15 protein-coding genes are annotated in these 15,306 nt (G+C 45.8%); 10 read left to right on the top strand and 5 right to left on the bottom strand.

Translation table 11 applies throughout. The features are described 5' to 3' along the window. The first annotated feature begins 128 nt into the window (after positions 1–128). Genes TERMP_RS06850 through TERMP_RS11540 form a run of 3 tightly spaced genes read left to right on the top strand, consistent with a single transcriptional unit; the run spans position 129 to position 1,602 of the window. Positions 129–473, top strand: coding sequence for a hypothetical protein (locus tag TERMP_RS06850; RefSeq protein ID WP_013467655.1), 345 nt, complete (start codon positions 129–131; stop codon positions 471–473). A 37-nt stretch (positions 474–510) separates the two neighbouring features. After that, positions 511–858, top strand: a complete 348-nt coding sequence (locus TERMP_RS06845) for a hypothetical protein (RefSeq protein WP_013467654.1) — start codon at positions 511–513, stop codon at positions 856–858. Positions 859–867: 9 nt separating this feature from the next. Then, entirely contained in the window at positions 868–1,602 is a 735-nt protein-coding gene (locus TERMP_RS11540; RefSeq protein ID WP_158304567.1) for a cytochrome C biogenesis protein, read from the top strand. On the opposite strand, the gene TERMP_RS06835 is transcribed toward TERMP_RS11540, so the two are convergent. Next, the gene (locus TERMP_RS06835; protein WP_013905655.1) at positions 1,543–2,163 is read right to left on the bottom strand and encodes a TRASH domain-containing protein; all 621 of its coding nucleotides are present in this window, start codon (positions 2,161–2,163) and stop codon (positions 1,543–1,545) included. The genes TERMP_RS11540 and TERMP_RS06835 overlap by 60 nt on opposite strands. A gap of 119 nt (positions 2,164–2,282) precedes the next feature. Between TERMP_RS06835 and TERMP_RS06830 the strand changes: the two genes are divergently transcribed. Continuing rightward, positions 2,283–4,688: a heavy metal translocating P-type ATPase gene (locus TERMP_RS06830; protein WP_013467650.1), complete on the top strand. Its 2,406-nt coding sequence runs from the start codon at positions 2,283–2,285 to the stop codon at positions 4,686–4,688. 34 nt (positions 4,689–4,722) lie between these two features. Then, entirely contained in the window at positions 4,723–5,028 is a 306-nt protein-coding gene (locus tag TERMP_RS06825) for a thioredoxin family protein (RefSeq protein WP_013467649.1), read from the top strand. Here TERMP_RS06825 and TERMP_RS06820 read toward each other — a convergent pair whose 3' ends face one another. Next, positions 5,029–5,619, bottom strand: a complete 591-nt coding sequence (locus TERMP_RS06820) for a SagB/ThcOx family dehydrogenase (protein WP_013467648.1) — start codon at positions 5,617–5,619, stop codon at positions 5,029–5,031. A 158-nt stretch (positions 5,620–5,777) separates the two neighbouring features. Here TERMP_RS06820 and TERMP_RS06815 point away from each other — a divergent pair, with 158 nt between their 5' ends. The 4 genes from TERMP_RS06815 (at position 5,778) to TERMP_RS06800 (ending at position 11,240) form a co-directional block, all read left to right on the top strand. Then, positions 5,778–8,225 carry an NHL repeat-containing protein gene (locus TERMP_RS06815; RefSeq protein WP_013467647.1) on the top strand — a complete coding sequence of 816 codons (2,448 nt, stop codon included), beginning with the start codon at positions 5,778–5,780 and terminating at the stop codon, positions 8,223–8,225. A 161-nt stretch (positions 8,226–8,386) separates the two neighbouring features. After that, positions 8,387–8,851, top strand: coding sequence for a hypothetical protein (locus tag TERMP_RS06810; protein WP_013467646.1), 465 nt, complete (start codon positions 8,387–8,389; stop codon positions 8,849–8,851). Between the two features lie 45 nt (positions 8,852–8,896). Next, the gene (locus TERMP_RS06805; protein ID WP_013467645.1) at positions 8,897–10,453 is read left to right on the top strand and encodes a CGP-CTERM sorting domain-containing protein; all 1,557 of its coding nucleotides are present in this window, start codon (positions 8,897–8,899) and stop codon (positions 10,451–10,453) included. Continuing rightward, positions 10,446–11,240 (top strand): 4-phosphopantoate--beta-alanine ligase, encoded by a 795-nt coding sequence (locus TERMP_RS06800; protein WP_013467644.1) that lies wholly within the window; start codon positions 10,446–10,448, stop codon positions 11,238–11,240. Before TERMP_RS06805 ends, TERMP_RS06800 begins: the two co-directional genes overlap by 8 nt. 1 nt (position 11,241) lies before the next feature. On the opposite strand, the gene TERMP_RS06795 is transcribed toward TERMP_RS06800, so the two are convergent. Further along, the gene (locus tag TERMP_RS06795) at positions 11,242–11,973 is read right to left on the bottom strand and encodes a helix-turn-helix domain-containing protein (RefSeq protein ID WP_013467643.1); all 732 of its coding nucleotides are present in this window, start codon (positions 11,971–11,973) and stop codon (positions 11,242–11,244) included. Between the two features lie 290 nt (positions 11,974–12,263). On the opposite strand from TERMP_RS06795, the gene TERMP_RS06790 reads away from it, so the two are divergent. Then, positions 12,264–13,598, top strand: a complete 1,335-nt coding sequence (locus TERMP_RS06790) for a hypothetical protein (RefSeq protein ID WP_013467641.1) — start codon at positions 12,264–12,266, stop codon at positions 13,596–13,598. Positions 13,599–13,665: 67 nt separating this feature from the next. Here TERMP_RS06790 and bpsA read toward each other — a convergent pair whose 3' ends face one another. Then, on the bottom strand, positions 13,666–14,715 hold the full coding sequence (gene bpsA, locus TERMP_RS06785; RefSeq protein ID WP_048159786.1) for a N(4)-bis(aminopropyl)spermidine synthase: 1,050 nt from the start codon (positions 14,713–14,715) through the stop codon (positions 13,666–13,668). 100 nt (positions 14,716–14,815) lie between these two features. Next, entirely contained in the window at positions 14,816–15,283 is a 468-nt protein-coding gene (gene hycI, locus TERMP_RS06780; RefSeq protein WP_013467639.1) for a hydrogenase maturation peptidase HycI, read from the bottom strand. Positions 15,284–15,306 lie beyond the last annotated feature (23 nt).

Raw genomic sequence — 15,306 nt, 5'->3', positions numbered from 1 at the left:
ACTTCCAATTAACTTTGTCCTTTCATCTTGTGAAACCTTATCAGTCGTGGTTTACATGTTGAAAATAATAAGCCTATTAGCATTTTGCTCATAAGTACAATCTGAAGCAACAAAAGAGGTGATTTGAGATGGAGTGGAAGTCAATATTAATCGGATTTATAATTGGAGCGCTCATAGCAATTCCAATAGGCATGGCTCATACAGGGACGTTTGACAATGCAGAGGAAAAAGGTCTTTGGAGAGGATTCAGTCCCATGATGGGAATGGGACATGGCATGGGCATGATGGGCTACGGCATGCACGGCATGATGGACGACGAGATGTACGCTCAGATGGAGGAGTACATGGCAAGCGGCAACTTCACCGAGATGCATGAGGAAATGGAGCCGATAATGGAGAAGTATATGGGCAGCAACTGGAAGGAGATGCACGAGTACTGCGAGAAGGCAATGGGCATTGAGGAAGATGAGTGAACCCACTGCTTTAGGCGGCTGATAATGAGGTGGGGAGATGAAAAGACTTCTTTTTCTTTTTGTTGTAGTATTCGTCCTATTTTTGTTTTTCTCTGTAAATCAAAAGAGTGGGCAAGATGCTTTTGTTGGTGTTTTGATTGAAGGAAGACCAGTTAATGCTGAAAATGCGGAGGTTTTAGCTGATACAGACTGCATACCCAACGAGGCATATACCACGCTCACATGTACAGCGATAATACAAGCAAATGATCAGATAATAAAAGTGCGCTACACTCATCCAATAAAAACTCCATGCCTTTCCAAGGGGGATAAGGTTAATATAAGCATGAAGCGTGATTCAACTGTAGAAATTATACGTTTGGGAAAGCCATCGATGGAACATTAGGTGATCAAAATGACGATTTCAGACGCAATCCTGATGACCGCCGCGGATATACCGCTGGACTCCCTGAGCCAGGTGACGGAGTTCACTGGAGTAACGTTCTCAATAATCGCCCTTGGGATTCTCAACGCCCTCCGGCCGTCAATATTTCTCATGATAGTATTCCTCCTCTCAATGATAGCGCTGACAGATGAGAGGAAGGTTCTCAGGGTGGGCTTTGCCTTTACACTCGGTGCGTTCCTGGGCTATTCTGTCATCGCCGTCGCCCTAATGAACCTCCATACGAAGGTGCCCTTTTTGAGGTACTTTGTGGTCGCCTTTGGAATAACCGTGGGGACTTACAAGATACTTTCCGCACTGGGCTACGTGAGACTCCCGGTTTCCAGCCCGTTTAGGGAAAAGAGCAACCTAATACTTGAAAAGGCAACGTCCCCGCCGGCGGCTTTTGCTGTTGGGGGAGTGATGGCGTTTCTATCGCTGTCCTGCGTGCTCCCTTCGTACCTACTGGTGAGCTCCCTGCTTTCAGGCAGGTTCTCACCAAGTACTACAGCGGCGCTGCTTTTGGTGTTTATTGGAATATCCGTGCTCCCCTTTGCCATCGTTACCTTGGGCTTCCACTACGGGAGCAGGTACGCGAGACTTGGAAGGGCCGTGGATAGACTCTCCTCGGTAAGCGGAAGGGGAGATTTAGTTATGGGCGTGGTGCTCGTGTTCGTGAGCGTGCTCTACCTTGTCTTTTTCCTTTAATTTGAATTTTTCCAGATTTTCCCTTGCTTTTTTAAACTCTCTGAAGCAGGTTTCACAGCAGAAGAAGTAAACTTTGTTGCGGTACTTATAGACTATTGGTTCCCCGGTTATCTCCTTACCGCAGTAGTCGCATTTGAAAGAGACCTTGACTTTTGGTGGGTACTCTTTTTCAATGCTTTCAAGGATGGGCATTATCTCAAGCACTTCAAAACCTGCCCCTTCTATGACGTTCCTCAGTCCTTCCATATCCTCGACAGCCACTTTTATAAGATATTTTTTACTTGTAAATCGGTTAATCTCAATAATTTCTTCGAATTCTTGAAGCTTTTCTGGTTCGTCTGTTTTGATTATCAGGGCAACAACATTGCTGGCCCTCTGAAGTTCGGGATTGAGTTTTATTGTGTAGCGTTGGATTACTCCCTCCTTTTCCAGTCTGTCCAGTCTCGACTTTACCGTCGGTCTGCTGACTCCCAGGCGTTCGGCAAGCTCTGAAATGCTTAACCTGGAGTTGTCCATTAGGAGGTAGATAAGCTTTAGATCGATTTCATCGAGCTTCATCATTTTCCCACCATTAACATTGTGCTTTCAAACTATAAAAATTTTCCTATGGAAATTTACATTTTGTCAAAAAATAACTTCAATAATCTTTTCAACAAAGCATGTAATGGAGGTGAACTCCGGTGGAAGTGAACATTAAGATTACCGGAATGAGCTGTGCATCATGCGCCAAAACGATAGAAATGGCACTTAAAGAGCTGGAGGGGGTAAAGGAAGCCAAGGTGAACTTAGCGACTGAAAGCGCTTACATTAAGTTTGATGAATCAAAGGTCAGCATAACGGATATAATTAGGGCAATAGAAAGCGTTGGCTACGGTGTTGTCAGGGAGAAGAGGGACGCGGTTATTAAAATCGGCGGTATGACCTGCGCCTCTTGCGTTAGGACAATAGAAACTGCGTTAAAGGAGCTTCCGGGCGTTCTGGACGTCAGAGTTAACCTGGCAACCGAAACTGCCAATGTTACCTATGATCCGACCATGGTAGATATGGACGATATAAAGAAAACCATCGAGGAATTTGGTTATCAGTTTCTTGGCGTTGAGGGTGAAGAGAGCGTTGATATAGAAAAGGAAGTGAGAGAAAGGCATCTGAAAGATATGAAAAGAAAGCTTATAGTGGCTTGGACATTTGGAGGGATAATAACCTTCATGACATACCGCTGGATCTTTGGGCTGGACTTTGAGATACCTTACATGCTCTGGATACAATTCCTCTTAGCAACGCCTGTCATAGCGTACTCTGGCAGGGATGTGTTCCTAAAGGCTATTAGGTCTCTGAGGCATAAGACACTCAACATGGACGTAATGTACTCAATGGGCGTTGGTTCAGCATACATAGCGAGTGTGCTTGCGACAATTGGCGTACTCCCTAAAGAGTACAACTTTTACGAAGCAAGCGTGCTCTTACTGGCCTTCCTGCTTCTTGGGAGGTACTTAGAGCATGTAGCAAAGGGAAGGACGAGTGAAGCAATTAAAAAGCTCATGAGCCTTCAAGCTAAAAAGGCAACTGTAATTAGAGATGGAAAAGAAATTGAGGTTCCCATAACTCAGGTCAAGGTCGGCGACATCGTGATAGTGAAGCCCGGTGAAAAGATACCGGTTGACGGGGTGGTAATCGAAGGGGAGAGCTATGTTGACGAGTCAATGATAACTGGAGAGCCAATTCCAAACCTGAAGAAGAAGGGGGATGAAGTAATTGGCGGAACCATAAACAGGAACTCCGTGCTCAAGATTAAAGCCGAGAGAGTCGGCGGCGACACGGTTCTGGCGCAGATCATCAAGCTCGTTGAAGATGCCCAGAACACCAGGCCCCCGATCCAGAGGATAGCGGACAAAATAGTGACCTACTTCATACCCGTGGTTCTTACAGTGGCTCTCATCTCCTTCGTCTACTGGTACTTCATAGCAAAGGAGCCCCTGCTCTTCGCCTTCACGACACTGATCAGCGTCCTCGTCATAGCGTGCCCCTGTGCCTTCGGCCTGGCGACACCTACTGCCCTGACCGTGGGCATGGGCAAGGGCGCCGAGATGGGCATACTAATCAAGAACGGAGAGGTGCTTGAGATAGCGAGGAAGGCAACGGTGGTGCTCTTTGACAAGACTGGAACGCTCACAAAGGGCAAGCCTGAAGTGACTGACGTAATAACCTTTGGCATGGACGAGAAGGAGCTTATAAAGCTCGTCGCCTCGGCTGAAAAGCGCTCCGAGCACCCGCTTGGAGAGGCCATAGTGAGGAAGGCCCAGGAGCTCGGCCTTGAGCTTGAAGAACCGGAGGAGTTCGAGGCCATAACCGGCAAGGGTGTCAAAGCTAAGGTCAGAGGAAGGGAAATCCTCGCGGGCAACAGGAAGCTCCTCAGGGAGGCAGGATACCCGGTTGAGGATATTGAGGGGACTCTCCACAAACTTGAAGACGAGGCAAAGACCGCCATAATCATAGCCATAGACGGTGAGATAGCCGGTGTGATGGGCATAGCAGACACAATAAAGGAGAACGCAAAGGAAGCAATAGAGGAGCTCCACAGGATGGGTAAGAAGGTCGGCATGATAACGGGCGACAACAGGAGAACCGCGAATGCGATAGCGAGGCAGCTGAACATAGACTACGTTCTTGCTGAGGTGCTCCCGCAGGACAAGGCCAACGAGGTCAAGAAGCTGCAGGAGACGGGAGAGGTGGTAATCTTCGTGGGCGACGGCATAAACGACGCCCCGGCACTGGCCCAAGCGGACATAGGCATAGCGGTAAGCTCAGGAACTGATATAGCCATGGAGAGCGGCGAGATAGTCCTCATGAGGAACGATATAAGGGACGTCGTTAAGGCAATAAAGCTCAGCCAGAAAACTCTATCAAAGATAAAGCAGAACTTCTTCTGGGCGATGATATACAACATAATCCTCATCCCGATAGCGGCGGGGGCGCTCTTCCCGCTCTTCGGAATAATCTTCAGGCCGGAGTGGGCCGCTGGGGCAATGGCGATAAGCAGTGTCAGCGTCGTGAGCAACTCGCTCCTGCTGAAGAGGGCCAGAATCTGAGCCCTTTCCTTTTTATTTCCCGGAGGTGAGGAGATTGATAGTTGAGTATGATGGAAAGATTAACTTCATGGACGGAAAAGCCGTGCTGTGGTTCTCCATCCCGGGCTGTCCACCGTGCAGAATAGTCGAGAGCTTCATGGAAGAGCTCAGTGCGGAGTTCCCGGAGATTACCGTGGTTCACATCAACGCCGAGGAATGGAACGACCTTGTGAACCGCTTTGACGTCCTCAACGTCCCGACGCTGATTTACCTTAAGGATGGGGAAGAGGTTGCCAGGCAGAACCTCATAAGGGGGAAGGAGGAGGTTCTAATAAGGTTTGAAGAACTCAAAAGGCTCTGACTACTCCCCCGGAATCCCAAGCGGGAAGATGTAGAGCGGTTCGCCTGGCACTTCCAGCACCTTTTTTACCTCCTCGTCCCTGAAGGCCCCGACCGCAACGGTGCCCAGGTTCAGGGCAGTGGCCTGGAGGTAAATGTTCTGACCCATGTGACCTGCGTCAATGTGGACGTATCTCACCCCACGCTCGCCGTACCGTCCCGTGGTCCTCTCGTAGTGGGCAACGATGACGATGTTGACGGGAGCTGTGGCAACGCACCTTTGACCAAGGCATGCCTCTGCAAGGGATTTTCTGAAATGCCCCTCTCTGATAAGTTCCAGCCTGTGAGCTTCCCCATCGTAGCGGTAGATCCCCGGGGAGAGGCCCTCAACGTTTTCAACAACAACGTAAACCTCGAAGGGATAGCACGCCCCGGCGCTCGGCGATGTCCTCTTTCCCCACCTGTTGATTCCGTAAGCCGCCCAGAGCACCTGGGAGACCTCTTCAATGGTCAGGGACTCGTCCTTATACCTCCTTATGCTCTTCCTCCTGTCTATTGCCTCCTCCAGGCTCATTCTACCCTCGCGTTTGGGGGCAGGCAGTTTGATCTTCATATTCACCACCGCAACCTATGATGCTTTTTTCATACATTAGACTTTTGGTGCCATTTCAAAATCAGGGAAACATCCTGGCTGGCAAAATGGACAAATTTCAAACAAAAACCAATATAAATTCCAAAGTAGAAGTGTCTTAAATACAGGGCGGTGAGAACATGTCCGCTGTTAAGAAATCCCTTCTTGGGGTTGCACTCCTCCTGCTCCTGACTGTCCCTCAAGCCTTATCTTCGAAAGTTTTGGTGTGGAATACCGGAGGCTGGATACTTCACCCAAGGTTTTCTCCGGACGGCCTTTATTTCAGCGATTACAGCGGAAGATTAGGTCTGAAGACCAGCGAAACTCACTTCATCTTCTGGCGTCTGCCGATTATGCCAAACGGGATGTCCGTGAGCGATAGGATATACATCTCAGCCGACTGGGGGCCTCCAGCCGTTTTTGACCCCATTAATGACACAGTTTACATATGGAGTTATCCGGGGGTATCGTTTGTCCACGTCTTTGCCGTTCCGGGAAGGGCGTACTACGCCGGAAAAATCAACGAGAGCGGTGGAATAGGAGTTCTCACTGGAAACGACCTCGTCTTCTACGACTTTTCATCCGCAGGAATTGTGAAGGTTTACGACACCTACGCTACTCCAGAGGGGATATACTTCACCGCCGAGCTGAACGAGAGCCCCCACGGCGGCATAGGCCTTCTTCAGCCTGAAAACAAAACCTTTATCCTCTGGCGTTTTCCCTCCAACTATTCAAGGCTCATACCGGACGGCATCGTCCTTGGCCACGACGGCTTTCTGTATGCGGCCATAATGGAGGGCGATGCGACCGGACTGGTAAGGTTCTCCCCGGAAAACGGCAGCTTTTTCTTTAAAGAGCTGAGTGGGAGACCCCTGCACGTGAAGGCCTTTGGAAACAGGATTCTCCTGATGGCTTCTGAGGGGTTCCTCGCGCTCATAGATCCACTGAACGTTACCTGGACCCTCGAAAGCGTCCTTGAGGGCAAAGAGTACAGGTTTGAAACGGCCTTTCTTGGAGGACCCACCAAGACTGAGAACGTAACAAGGGAAGAGCGGGAGATAAAACCGGAATACAGAGACGTTGTGAAAGAGGAACTCAATGGAATAATCCTCTACAACATATTGGGAACCCACGACTTCGGTGGTGGGTACGTGGGGGAGGGCGGCGCACTCGTCCTTGTTGATGAACTCCGCCCGAAGGTTCATCTCCTCTATGAAAACGGAACCGTCAGGGCGTGGGTAACGCCTGAAGACATATTCACAGCCCCCGTTTTCCTCTACGTCAACGAAAAGCTCGTGAGATGGGGCAAGGAAATAGTCTGGAACGCAACGTTCCTTGCTGGGGAGTACAACCTTACGGCCGTTTACTTCGACGGCGAAGACGTTTACATGAACACGACCACCGTGGTGAGCGACCTGAGGCCGGGGCTTCTCTGGAGCCGGTCTGTGAAAGTTGAGGGCGGAACTGTAATCTACGGGATGGCCAGCCATCCAGGGGTGCCCGTAAACGTGTCCGGTAGAGTGGTATGGACGGACGAGAGGGGCTACTTCTCTTTCTTCGTTGCAAACGCCACGGAGACCGAAACGACCCCTGTAGAAGAAGAAAGAGGGCCCAACCACTGGAGCGTTGCCCTTCTCATATTCGCCGTTCCAATAGGGGTTGCCGGCGCGGTGCTGATTGGAAGAAAGGAGCGGAAGGGCTATGCACTCGTGGTAATCGCGCTGATCCTTACCGCGCTGTACTTCACCGTTCCAAAGGCTCCCGGAGAAGCTGGAGAAGAAAAGCCCCTAACGCTCTCCCTCATCGTGGTCATGCCACCTGGCTTCTACGCCTCAAACGTTACGGTAATCGTTGATGGCGAGAATACCGGAAGGACGAACTCGACAGGCATGCTTGAGGTCCCCATCGATTACGGGCTTCACGAGATTAGACTTCTGTCTGGAGGTGCGGAGACGAGGTTTGAGGTGGCTATGGCTGAAAACAGGACTTTGACGGTTCCCTTCTTTCCGGGAGTAAACGCGACGCTGACCAACGGTCCCGGCTACGCGGGCTTCTCGGCCTCTGTTGGGAGCGTCACCCTCAGCTCGATGCATCCGGGTGCGTACCCGTCGGGGCCTATGAAAGGCGGCGAAGCTGGTGGAGAACTCAGCTCCAACCGGTGCGACCTCTGCAAGCTTAAGGCGGCCATGGTCGGTGCGGTCGAAGGTGAGGCGTGCAAGCTCTGTTGCCTCCAGAGCAAGAACTTTGGGCCTGCGGTTGTTTTCAACTACTACTTCCACCTCGTATGGGCGGCAATAGAGCGCTTTGGCTGCATAACCCCCTGGCCGCCGATGCCCGAAACGAATTCCATCGTTGGAGGGGCGGCGATAAACAGCTATGCCGATGACCTGGAGAACAGCCTTCCAAAGCCTGGCTGGGGAAGCATACATCCGTGTCTGTCGCCCCTTGATGGTCTTGACCCCGCGAACCCCGGTACAATCTGCAGTGCCCTCGAATGCGCCGACATTAAGTTCGACTGCAACTGCTACGTTACCTGCTTCCTCGGGCCATTCAAGATGTGGGATGCATATATTACATGTGTTAAATAGTTGGGTATTTTCTTTTTATTTCTTAATTATGATGGTGGAAATGTTTATTAGACTCAACTCGTATTAATTGTACAGAACTATAGAACTCTCGATGATGAGTGTCATCCCAGCCGAGCCTTATAAGGCCGTGACGACGTTTTATCCCCACCTGAGGTGATTTTATGCTCGGATTTCTGAAAAGAAAGAAAAAAGAAAAATTCGGACCTTTGATTTATCTAAGCGAGCCTACCATAATTTATCATACCCAGACAGAAAAAGTCATTCTCAAGATTCTTGAAGAAAAGCTTGGTTCAAATAACGTTGTTCTGCCTTCAGACTATGGGCTTAAAGGAACGAGCCACATGATAAAAGACGCAGAATTTTTTGTTGCAGTTGCAATAATTGGCAAATTTACATCTTTAGTTGTGAATGAAATCAAAATTGCTCAAGAGTTGGGAAAGAAAATCTACACGCTTAATATTGCGAGAAAAGGCGAGGAGGTTGAGTATATCTTCACAGAGGGTATACCTGATGATATTGAGTGGCTGACTCCCAAAGAGACAAACCAACTTTATGAAGACTTCAGGGGAGAAGAGTTCTCTGGTTTTATGAAATTTTTCTTTGGGGACAGAAGGAGGGAATGGTAACAAAATCCTATTAAATCTTGAACTCAACTATTTTTGGTGATGTTCATGAAGCGAATTATTGTGCTGTTTGTTGCATTGGTGTTGTTGCCACTTTCACTGGCTCAAGAAATTAATTACTTAACTTGGGGCGGATCCGCTTATGACATCGGGGTAGCGTTTATTCCTTACAATGATAGCGTTTTCATGATAGGTTCAAGCGACAGTTTTGGTTCAAATAGAGTAGGTTTTGTCGTGAAAATGACGGGGGATAAGTTTGAGTTCCAGAAAATAATAGAAAGTTCAGAAAGGCTCTGGGTCAAGAAAGCGGTGCTCTGGGGAGAAAACCTTTATTTAGTTGGACAAGTGGGATCGACGGCATTTGAAAATTCAGATGCTTTTATTGCAAAATTGGACACAGATGGTGATTTAGAGTACTTCAAAACATTTGGCAGGAGCTTCAATGATGAGGCAAATGATATTACATTTGACAATAAATATCTGTATGTAGTAGGCTATACAAAGCCAACAGGAAAGACCAAAGAGGGTTTTGTTGCAAAGCTAACTCCTGGAGGGGATATTGTTTGGTTTGTTCAGTTTGGAACAGGAAATACCGAAGCAAAAGCCGTAACTGTATCTTTAGATGCCGTATACGTTGCTGGAACTGACAATGATGATGTCTTTGTTATAAAACTCAGCAAAGAAGGAGAGTTGGAATGGGCAAAGATATGGACAACTGATGAAAGAGAGGATGTGGGGGATATAATTTTTGATGGTCTCTTGTATGTAAGTGGTTCAACAGGTGAAAGCTTAGCATTTGGGGATGGATTTCTACTCAAAGTTTCTCCTGATGGATCTCTAATAAATGCAATGAATTTTGGGCTTGGTTATCAAGATAAGATAATCTCAGTGATTCCAAACAACACGGAGCTTATATTAGTTGGAAATACAGGGAATTTTGAGACAAGAAATAAAGACACATTTATTGCAAAATTCACAAGAGATGGTAAATTATTGTGGTTTGGAAAGTTCATTGGAGCTGGTTCTGATCTTATAACAAGTGCACTCATGCAAGACTCCGTTATCTATGTCGCTGGGTACACTGAGAGTTCCTCTTGGGAATTTGTGGTCCCAAACGTATCAGAGGTTACTAAAAAGACACTCTACGGGACACTTAAGATTTCCTGGAGTAATTATGCGCCGAAAGTTACTAAAGTTGCACTTGCTTCACAGCCTCACTCTGTTAAAGTGATGCAGGTTGAAGGAATACTCAACTCACCTCATGCCGGTGATGCATGGTTTTTCACTTTTGGAACAAAACCGAAGAAGGAAATACAGAGTCTAAATACTACCACAACAGCTACAACAATCATGACGACAACTACAACTACACCAGTTCCAACAAAAACAACCACAACTTCCTCATCCGCAACAACTACCGTTACTGTCACAAAGACAGAAACTACGACGGCTACCACGACAACCATCACTCCTTCTTCAACCCCTATTACGTCATCTTCCCCAATAACAACGACATCCGAAAAAGGTGGAATATGTGGGCCCGCTTCGTTCCTGATGCTTTTTGTAGGAACATTACTAATGAAAAGGAGGTGGGAAAATGGCTGAATTCAAAGTACCTAAATCTCATCCCCGATATTGGAGCCTGTACTATAGGCATAAACTTGAAGAAGCGTTAGAGAATGGAATTCTGGCAACAGCTGGACTAATAGCACATGGCAGGGGAGAGGCTTTTGACTATTTAATTGGCGAAAAAACAATTGAGCCAGCAGAAAGAGCTATGAGGGCAGCTGTTGCTAAGCTTTTGCTCGCTGAACATCCTGTCCTTTCTGTGAACGGTAATGTTGCAGCATTAGTCCCTAAAGAGACCATTGAATTGGCAAAACTCCTTAACGCAAAGATTGAAATAAACCTCTTCTACCGCACAGAAGAAAGGGTTAAAGCAATAGCAGAAGTGTTAAGAGAAATTGATCCAGATGTTGAACTTTTGGGAATAAATCCAACCAAGAGGATCCCAAATCTTGAAAGCGAGAGAGGGAAAGTTGATGAGAAGGGCATATGGAGAGCTGACGTAGTTGTTGTGCCATTGGAAGATGGTGACAGAACTGAGGCATTGGTTGCAATGGGCAAGTTTGTCATCACAATTGACCTCAATCCCCTCTCAAGGAGTGCCAGAATGGCAGATATCACAGTTGTAGACAATATAATAAGAGCATATCCGAGAATGATTGAAATTGCAAAAGAGCTGAAGAAAAAACCAAAAGAGGAGCTTAAGGCGATTGTGAACAATTATGACAATGGAAAAATCCTCAGCGAAGTTCTGCTTCATATGAAGGACAGATTAGAAAAACTGGCTAACCATAGCATATGGAGAATGAAGGAGTTGCCTTTTTGATTCAGAGCTCTTTTTCTCTCTTTTCCACAAGCTTTCTGAGGTTCATTATCAGCTCACTTTCGGTTTCAACTTTTGAGACCACTAACGGAACCCTCTCCTTTTCGGCTATTTTAACTGCCAGCTCATCGAGTTTCTTAACTCCATGCAGCACTACAACGGCTGGCTTCAGTCCTTGGACTCTGATAGCAATCATAGGGCTCCTTCCGGTTGTCACTTTTGTGAAAACTAAGGCTCTCTCTGTTGTCCATCCATAGAGCTTAAGGAATTCCTCACTGCTCATTTCAAGGATTGCCTGAATGCTGTCCACGACGGTATATCCATAAATTGGTCTATCAAGCAGATCAATGTTGGCAGCGACTTCGCCTTTTACGGCATTGACTATGTCTCTTACAGTTACGGGAAGGGCAAATTCCCTAATGTCAAGGATTGCACTGGTCGGGAACTCGCTCCCAAGGGTTTTGCTGAAAGCTTTAATTACGTTCCCTCCCCTTCTCTCATCAATTTCAAGCAGCGCTTCAACAAACTTTCTTATTGTCGAAGCACCGGGGCTTTTTCTTCTGCCACCTTCATAATCGCTAATTACCGAAGAAGAAACTCCCAAATACTCAGCCAATTCCGTTTGACTAATCCCAAAAATCTCTCTCCACTTGCGCATGGTTTTTCCAGGGTCTGAAGAAAGTGTAATCTCCCCTGCAATTCTCTTAGCCAGAGCTTCCTTTTCCTTCTCGAGCATGGTATATTTTTCTCTTTCTGTAATTATAAATGTTTCGGCAATTGCCTAAGGAAGTTTTAATAATTTTTGCTGTCGGCTGGCTAAGAGCAATTGTGGTGGGTTTAAAGAGGATGCTTATTTTTGTTCAGTCTTTTACTCAGTTTTATTTTGACTAATAGGGTTCTTGAAGATGCAGTTGGAAAGTAAGAACTCACGAAAAAAAAAGCAGAAAGGATTACAACTCATAAAAGAAAAAATTTATACGTACTAAAGTCAAAAGTATTGTTGCAATGTTTGAAGGAGGTGCAGGCATGAGAAGACTGCTTGCACTACTTGTTGGATTGTTGATCTTAGTGGCTTTGGGATATACTCAAGCGGCTCCAATTGGTGGTGCCAGATTAACCCTCTTTGATGAGAAAGGAAAACCTCTGACAGACTATGGAAAAGTCTATTACTCGATTTGGACTTTTGACAAGAATGGGAGCATCGAAGTTCTTCAGAAGGGAACACTAACTAAAAACCTACTTAAAAGCCTGATTTTCCCAGACAACATGATAAAACTCAACCTCGATACTCCAAGGAGCATTGCAAAAACCAAGGGCTCTCATACGGCTTTTATTGGAATTGACGTGTGGGTTGTTAAGGATGGAAAGCTTTACACCTTTCCACCAGAAAGCTTTGAAGTTAAAGTAAGCAAAAACACATTTGCAAAAAACATCATGCTGAAATTCAACTTTAAAGAAGCAAGAGTTAAAGATTTAAAAGCTTTAAGCTCAAAAGCCTCAAAAATTCAGCCAATGGCCCATGACGTTTATTATGTATGGGAAACTGTGGAAGACAAATCTTACCAACACCAGAAAATACCCGTTTTAATAGTGAAAAACAAAGCACCGAGCAGTATCTCTGCCACGATTCAAATGGCTTATAGGGGAAGTTATTATTTGGGGCCAATGGTTACTGTAGCGTTTGGTGATCTTATCTCAGAGAAAATCAGCTTTGACCCAAGCTCAATAACTGTAAAAGCCCTCGGAAGATCAGTAACGAAAAAATACAAGGCATCGTGGATAATGGATGTAAGTCCTTACTCTTCAAAGTACATTTGGATTAAGGGGACTGTACACTACATATACCAGAAGGAGTACCTCTGCACGGCTTGGTGTTATCCCACGGGAAATGAGAGGTATTTTGTAAAGATAGACAGCTTCGACACTGATTATTACAACGGGATATACCATATTATAACCGGAGAAGCCAGTGGAGAACCGCCTTACGATGTTCCAAGCAGATGGATTGAGCAAACAGGATCAGTTCACAACAGCAAGGCAGATATTGAGGATTTCTACAGCGAAATTTATGTGGGAACAAGCGGAGAAAGCTTCAACATCGGCGTTCCCCTTGGAGCGTTAATCGCTTTCCTCAACCCCGAGACAGCACCCGCCTGGCTTGATGTAATTGTAGCGGGCTTCAGCCTGGAGGATTATGTCGATTATGCAGTCCTAGGAAGTGTACAGAGCAAGAATGGAAACTATCTTTATTTCAAAGGTGTGAAAAGTGCCTATGAAATGAAGCTTCCAGTAAAAACATGGTACGGAACAACTTATAGAGACACACCAGTACCCATCGGATTTTACATTGAAGTCTCCTGATTTTAATTTTTTATTAAACTGGTGTTGATAAGAAATAAACAAGAAAGAAACAAATAGGAGCTAATGATCATGTAGTTGAAGCTTCCTCGTCATTGTAAATGTCTTCATCCTTTATTTCCTCTTCATAACCCTTTGAGCCTTCAAGAGTCTGAATTCTGAACATGTAGCTCTTGTACCAGTTGTACCTTGGCTTGACCTTCATTGGCAACAGCTTCCAAGCCCTTGTCTCCTCTTCGTAACCCCAGTTTACATATTCATTGAAGTTTCTGATTATGTCCGTTATAACGACATTGAACTCATTTAAGAGGAGCTTTTGAATATCTCTCCACTTGTTCAGTGAGCTTTCCCTTCTCGTTATTCCAAAGTAGCCAGCACAGCCTGGGCCTTTAAGCGTTGCAATTCCTCTTCCGACAAAGGCTCTTATGGCATCAACGGTCTCTGGTGGATCTGTTATGAAGGTATCAAACTTTCTAAGTGCATAATCTGGTAGAGGCTTTCTTAAGTCGAATGTGAAAATCTCAATGTTGGTGTAGCCGAGTTCATCCGCAGTTTTTTCAATGAACTTGATAAGCCTCTCATCAATGTCCAAAACAGCTATTCTCTTTGGCAAGCCCGAAAGCATTAAGGCAATGCTTGTCAAGTCATCATCGCCAAGAACGAAGACTTCTTTGTTCTCTAAATCGCCTCTTGTGTGCATGAGGATTATTCTTGCCACCGTAGTTTCTGGGGTTACGTAGGCTTGATCAAATTCATGCTTTGGCTGTGGTCTGTCTTTGACTATCTCTTTGAACTGCTCAAGAAGGTCACTAAAGGCATTAATATCAACAGTTTTTCCTTCGCAGTGAGGACATGTGTAGTCTTCTCTTTTACCAATTCCATACTCCTCAGCAAATTTTCTGCCCTTTTCTGTCAAAAATACACCATCTCTGAACTCTACATAGCCAAGCTCGTTCAGCGTTTCAAGAACTGCCACAACTAAGGGTAGAGGTTCCTCGCTTAAATCTACAATCCTCCATATGTCACTGCTCGCCAAAACAGCGCTCATAACGTTCTCTATCGTTCTCTCATAAACGGGGATATTTGTTTTCTCCTTTACTTTGGCTATAATTTCTCTCACTTTAAGCACCTCCCAAGTTTTTAAGCTCTTAAAAAGCCCGTAAAGTGTGTTGAGCATGCGTATTTTAAAGTTTTTTGGATAAAATTTTGGAGAAAAGAAGTCAGAACTCCAGCTCTTGAGCTAAGATTTCAATTAATTTTTCTGCACTTTGCTTTACCTCTTCACTCATCTCTACAAAAAGACCCAGCTGTTTTGGCTGACATCCAATTAAGATGAACTTTGCGTTTATATTCTGCTTTAAATAACCAACTAAGAGCTTAAGCGGAAGCTTGTGAGTCGAAAAACTTTCTCCCAGCGTTCCCTCAGGGTCTGCAATTACAACTTCTCCAGGTTTGCCCCCGAAGTCAACTGCATCTATGAATATAACGTGTGTAGGTTTTTCATTGATTATTTTACCAACATAGCTCTCTGGGACTTCTCCACAGTTGAGAATAACGATTTTTTCACTTTTCAACCTATTTTTAAGCTCTTCTGCCACTATGATTCCAAAAGCGTCATCTCCCCTAACCTCATTTCCAATGCCGCAGATTACAACCTTTTTAGCTCCTTGGAGAAAATCCTCAAGCATTTCTATCACCAAAAAATAAAATG

It is taken from the genome of Thermococcus barophilus MP, from assembly GCF_000151105.2.
Taxonomy (GTDB): domain Archaea; phylum Methanobacteriota_B; class Thermococci; order Thermococcales; family Thermococcaceae; genus Thermococcus_B; species Thermococcus_B barophilus.
This window is presented reverse-complemented; position numbering and strand designations above follow the sequence as displayed.

Bases quoted from the DNA above. Each gene is read 5' to 3' on its own strand.
- TERMP_RS06850 (WP_013467655.1), top strand. From the start codon at position 129: ATGGAGTGGAAGTCAATATTAATCGGATTTATAATTGGAGCGCTCATA.
- TERMP_RS06845 (WP_013467654.1), top strand. From the start codon at position 511: ATGAAAAGACTTCTTTTTCTTTTTGTTGTAGTATTCGTCCTATTTTTG.
- TERMP_RS11540 (WP_158304567.1), top strand. From the start codon at position 868: ATGACGATTTCAGACGCAATCCTGATGACCGCCGCGGATATACCGCTG.
- TERMP_RS06835 (WP_013905655.1), bottom strand. From the start codon at position 2,163: ATGATGAAGCTCGATGAAATCGATCTAAAGCTTATCTACCTCCTAATG.
- TERMP_RS06820 (WP_013467648.1), bottom strand. From the start codon at position 5,619: ATGAAGATCAAACTGCCTGCCCCCAAACGCGAGGGTAGAATGAGCCTG.
- TERMP_RS06815 (WP_013467647.1), top strand. From the start codon at position 5,778: ATGTCCGCTGTTAAGAAATCCCTTCTTGGGGTTGCACTCCTCCTGCTC.
- TERMP_RS06810 (WP_013467646.1), top strand. From the start codon at position 8,387: ATGCTCGGATTTCTGAAAAGAAAGAAAAAAGAAAAATTCGGACCTTTG.
- TERMP_RS06805 (WP_013467645.1), top strand. From the start codon at position 8,897: ATGAAGCGAATTATTGTGCTGTTTGTTGCATTGGTGTTGTTGCCACTT.
- TERMP_RS06800 (WP_013467644.1), top strand. From the start codon at position 10,446: ATGGCTGAATTCAAAGTACCTAAATCTCATCCCCGATATTGGAGCCTG.
- TERMP_RS06795 (WP_013467643.1), bottom strand. From the start codon at position 11,973: ATGCTCGAGAAGGAAAAGGAAGCTCTGGCTAAGAGAATTGCAGGGGAG.
- TERMP_RS06790 (WP_013467641.1), top strand. From the start codon at position 12,264: ATGAGAAGACTGCTTGCACTACTTGTTGGATTGTTGATCTTAGTGGCT.
- hycI (WP_013467639.1), bottom strand. From the start codon at position 15,283: ATGCTTGAGGATTTTCTCCAAGGAGCTAAAAAGGTTGTAATCTGCGGC.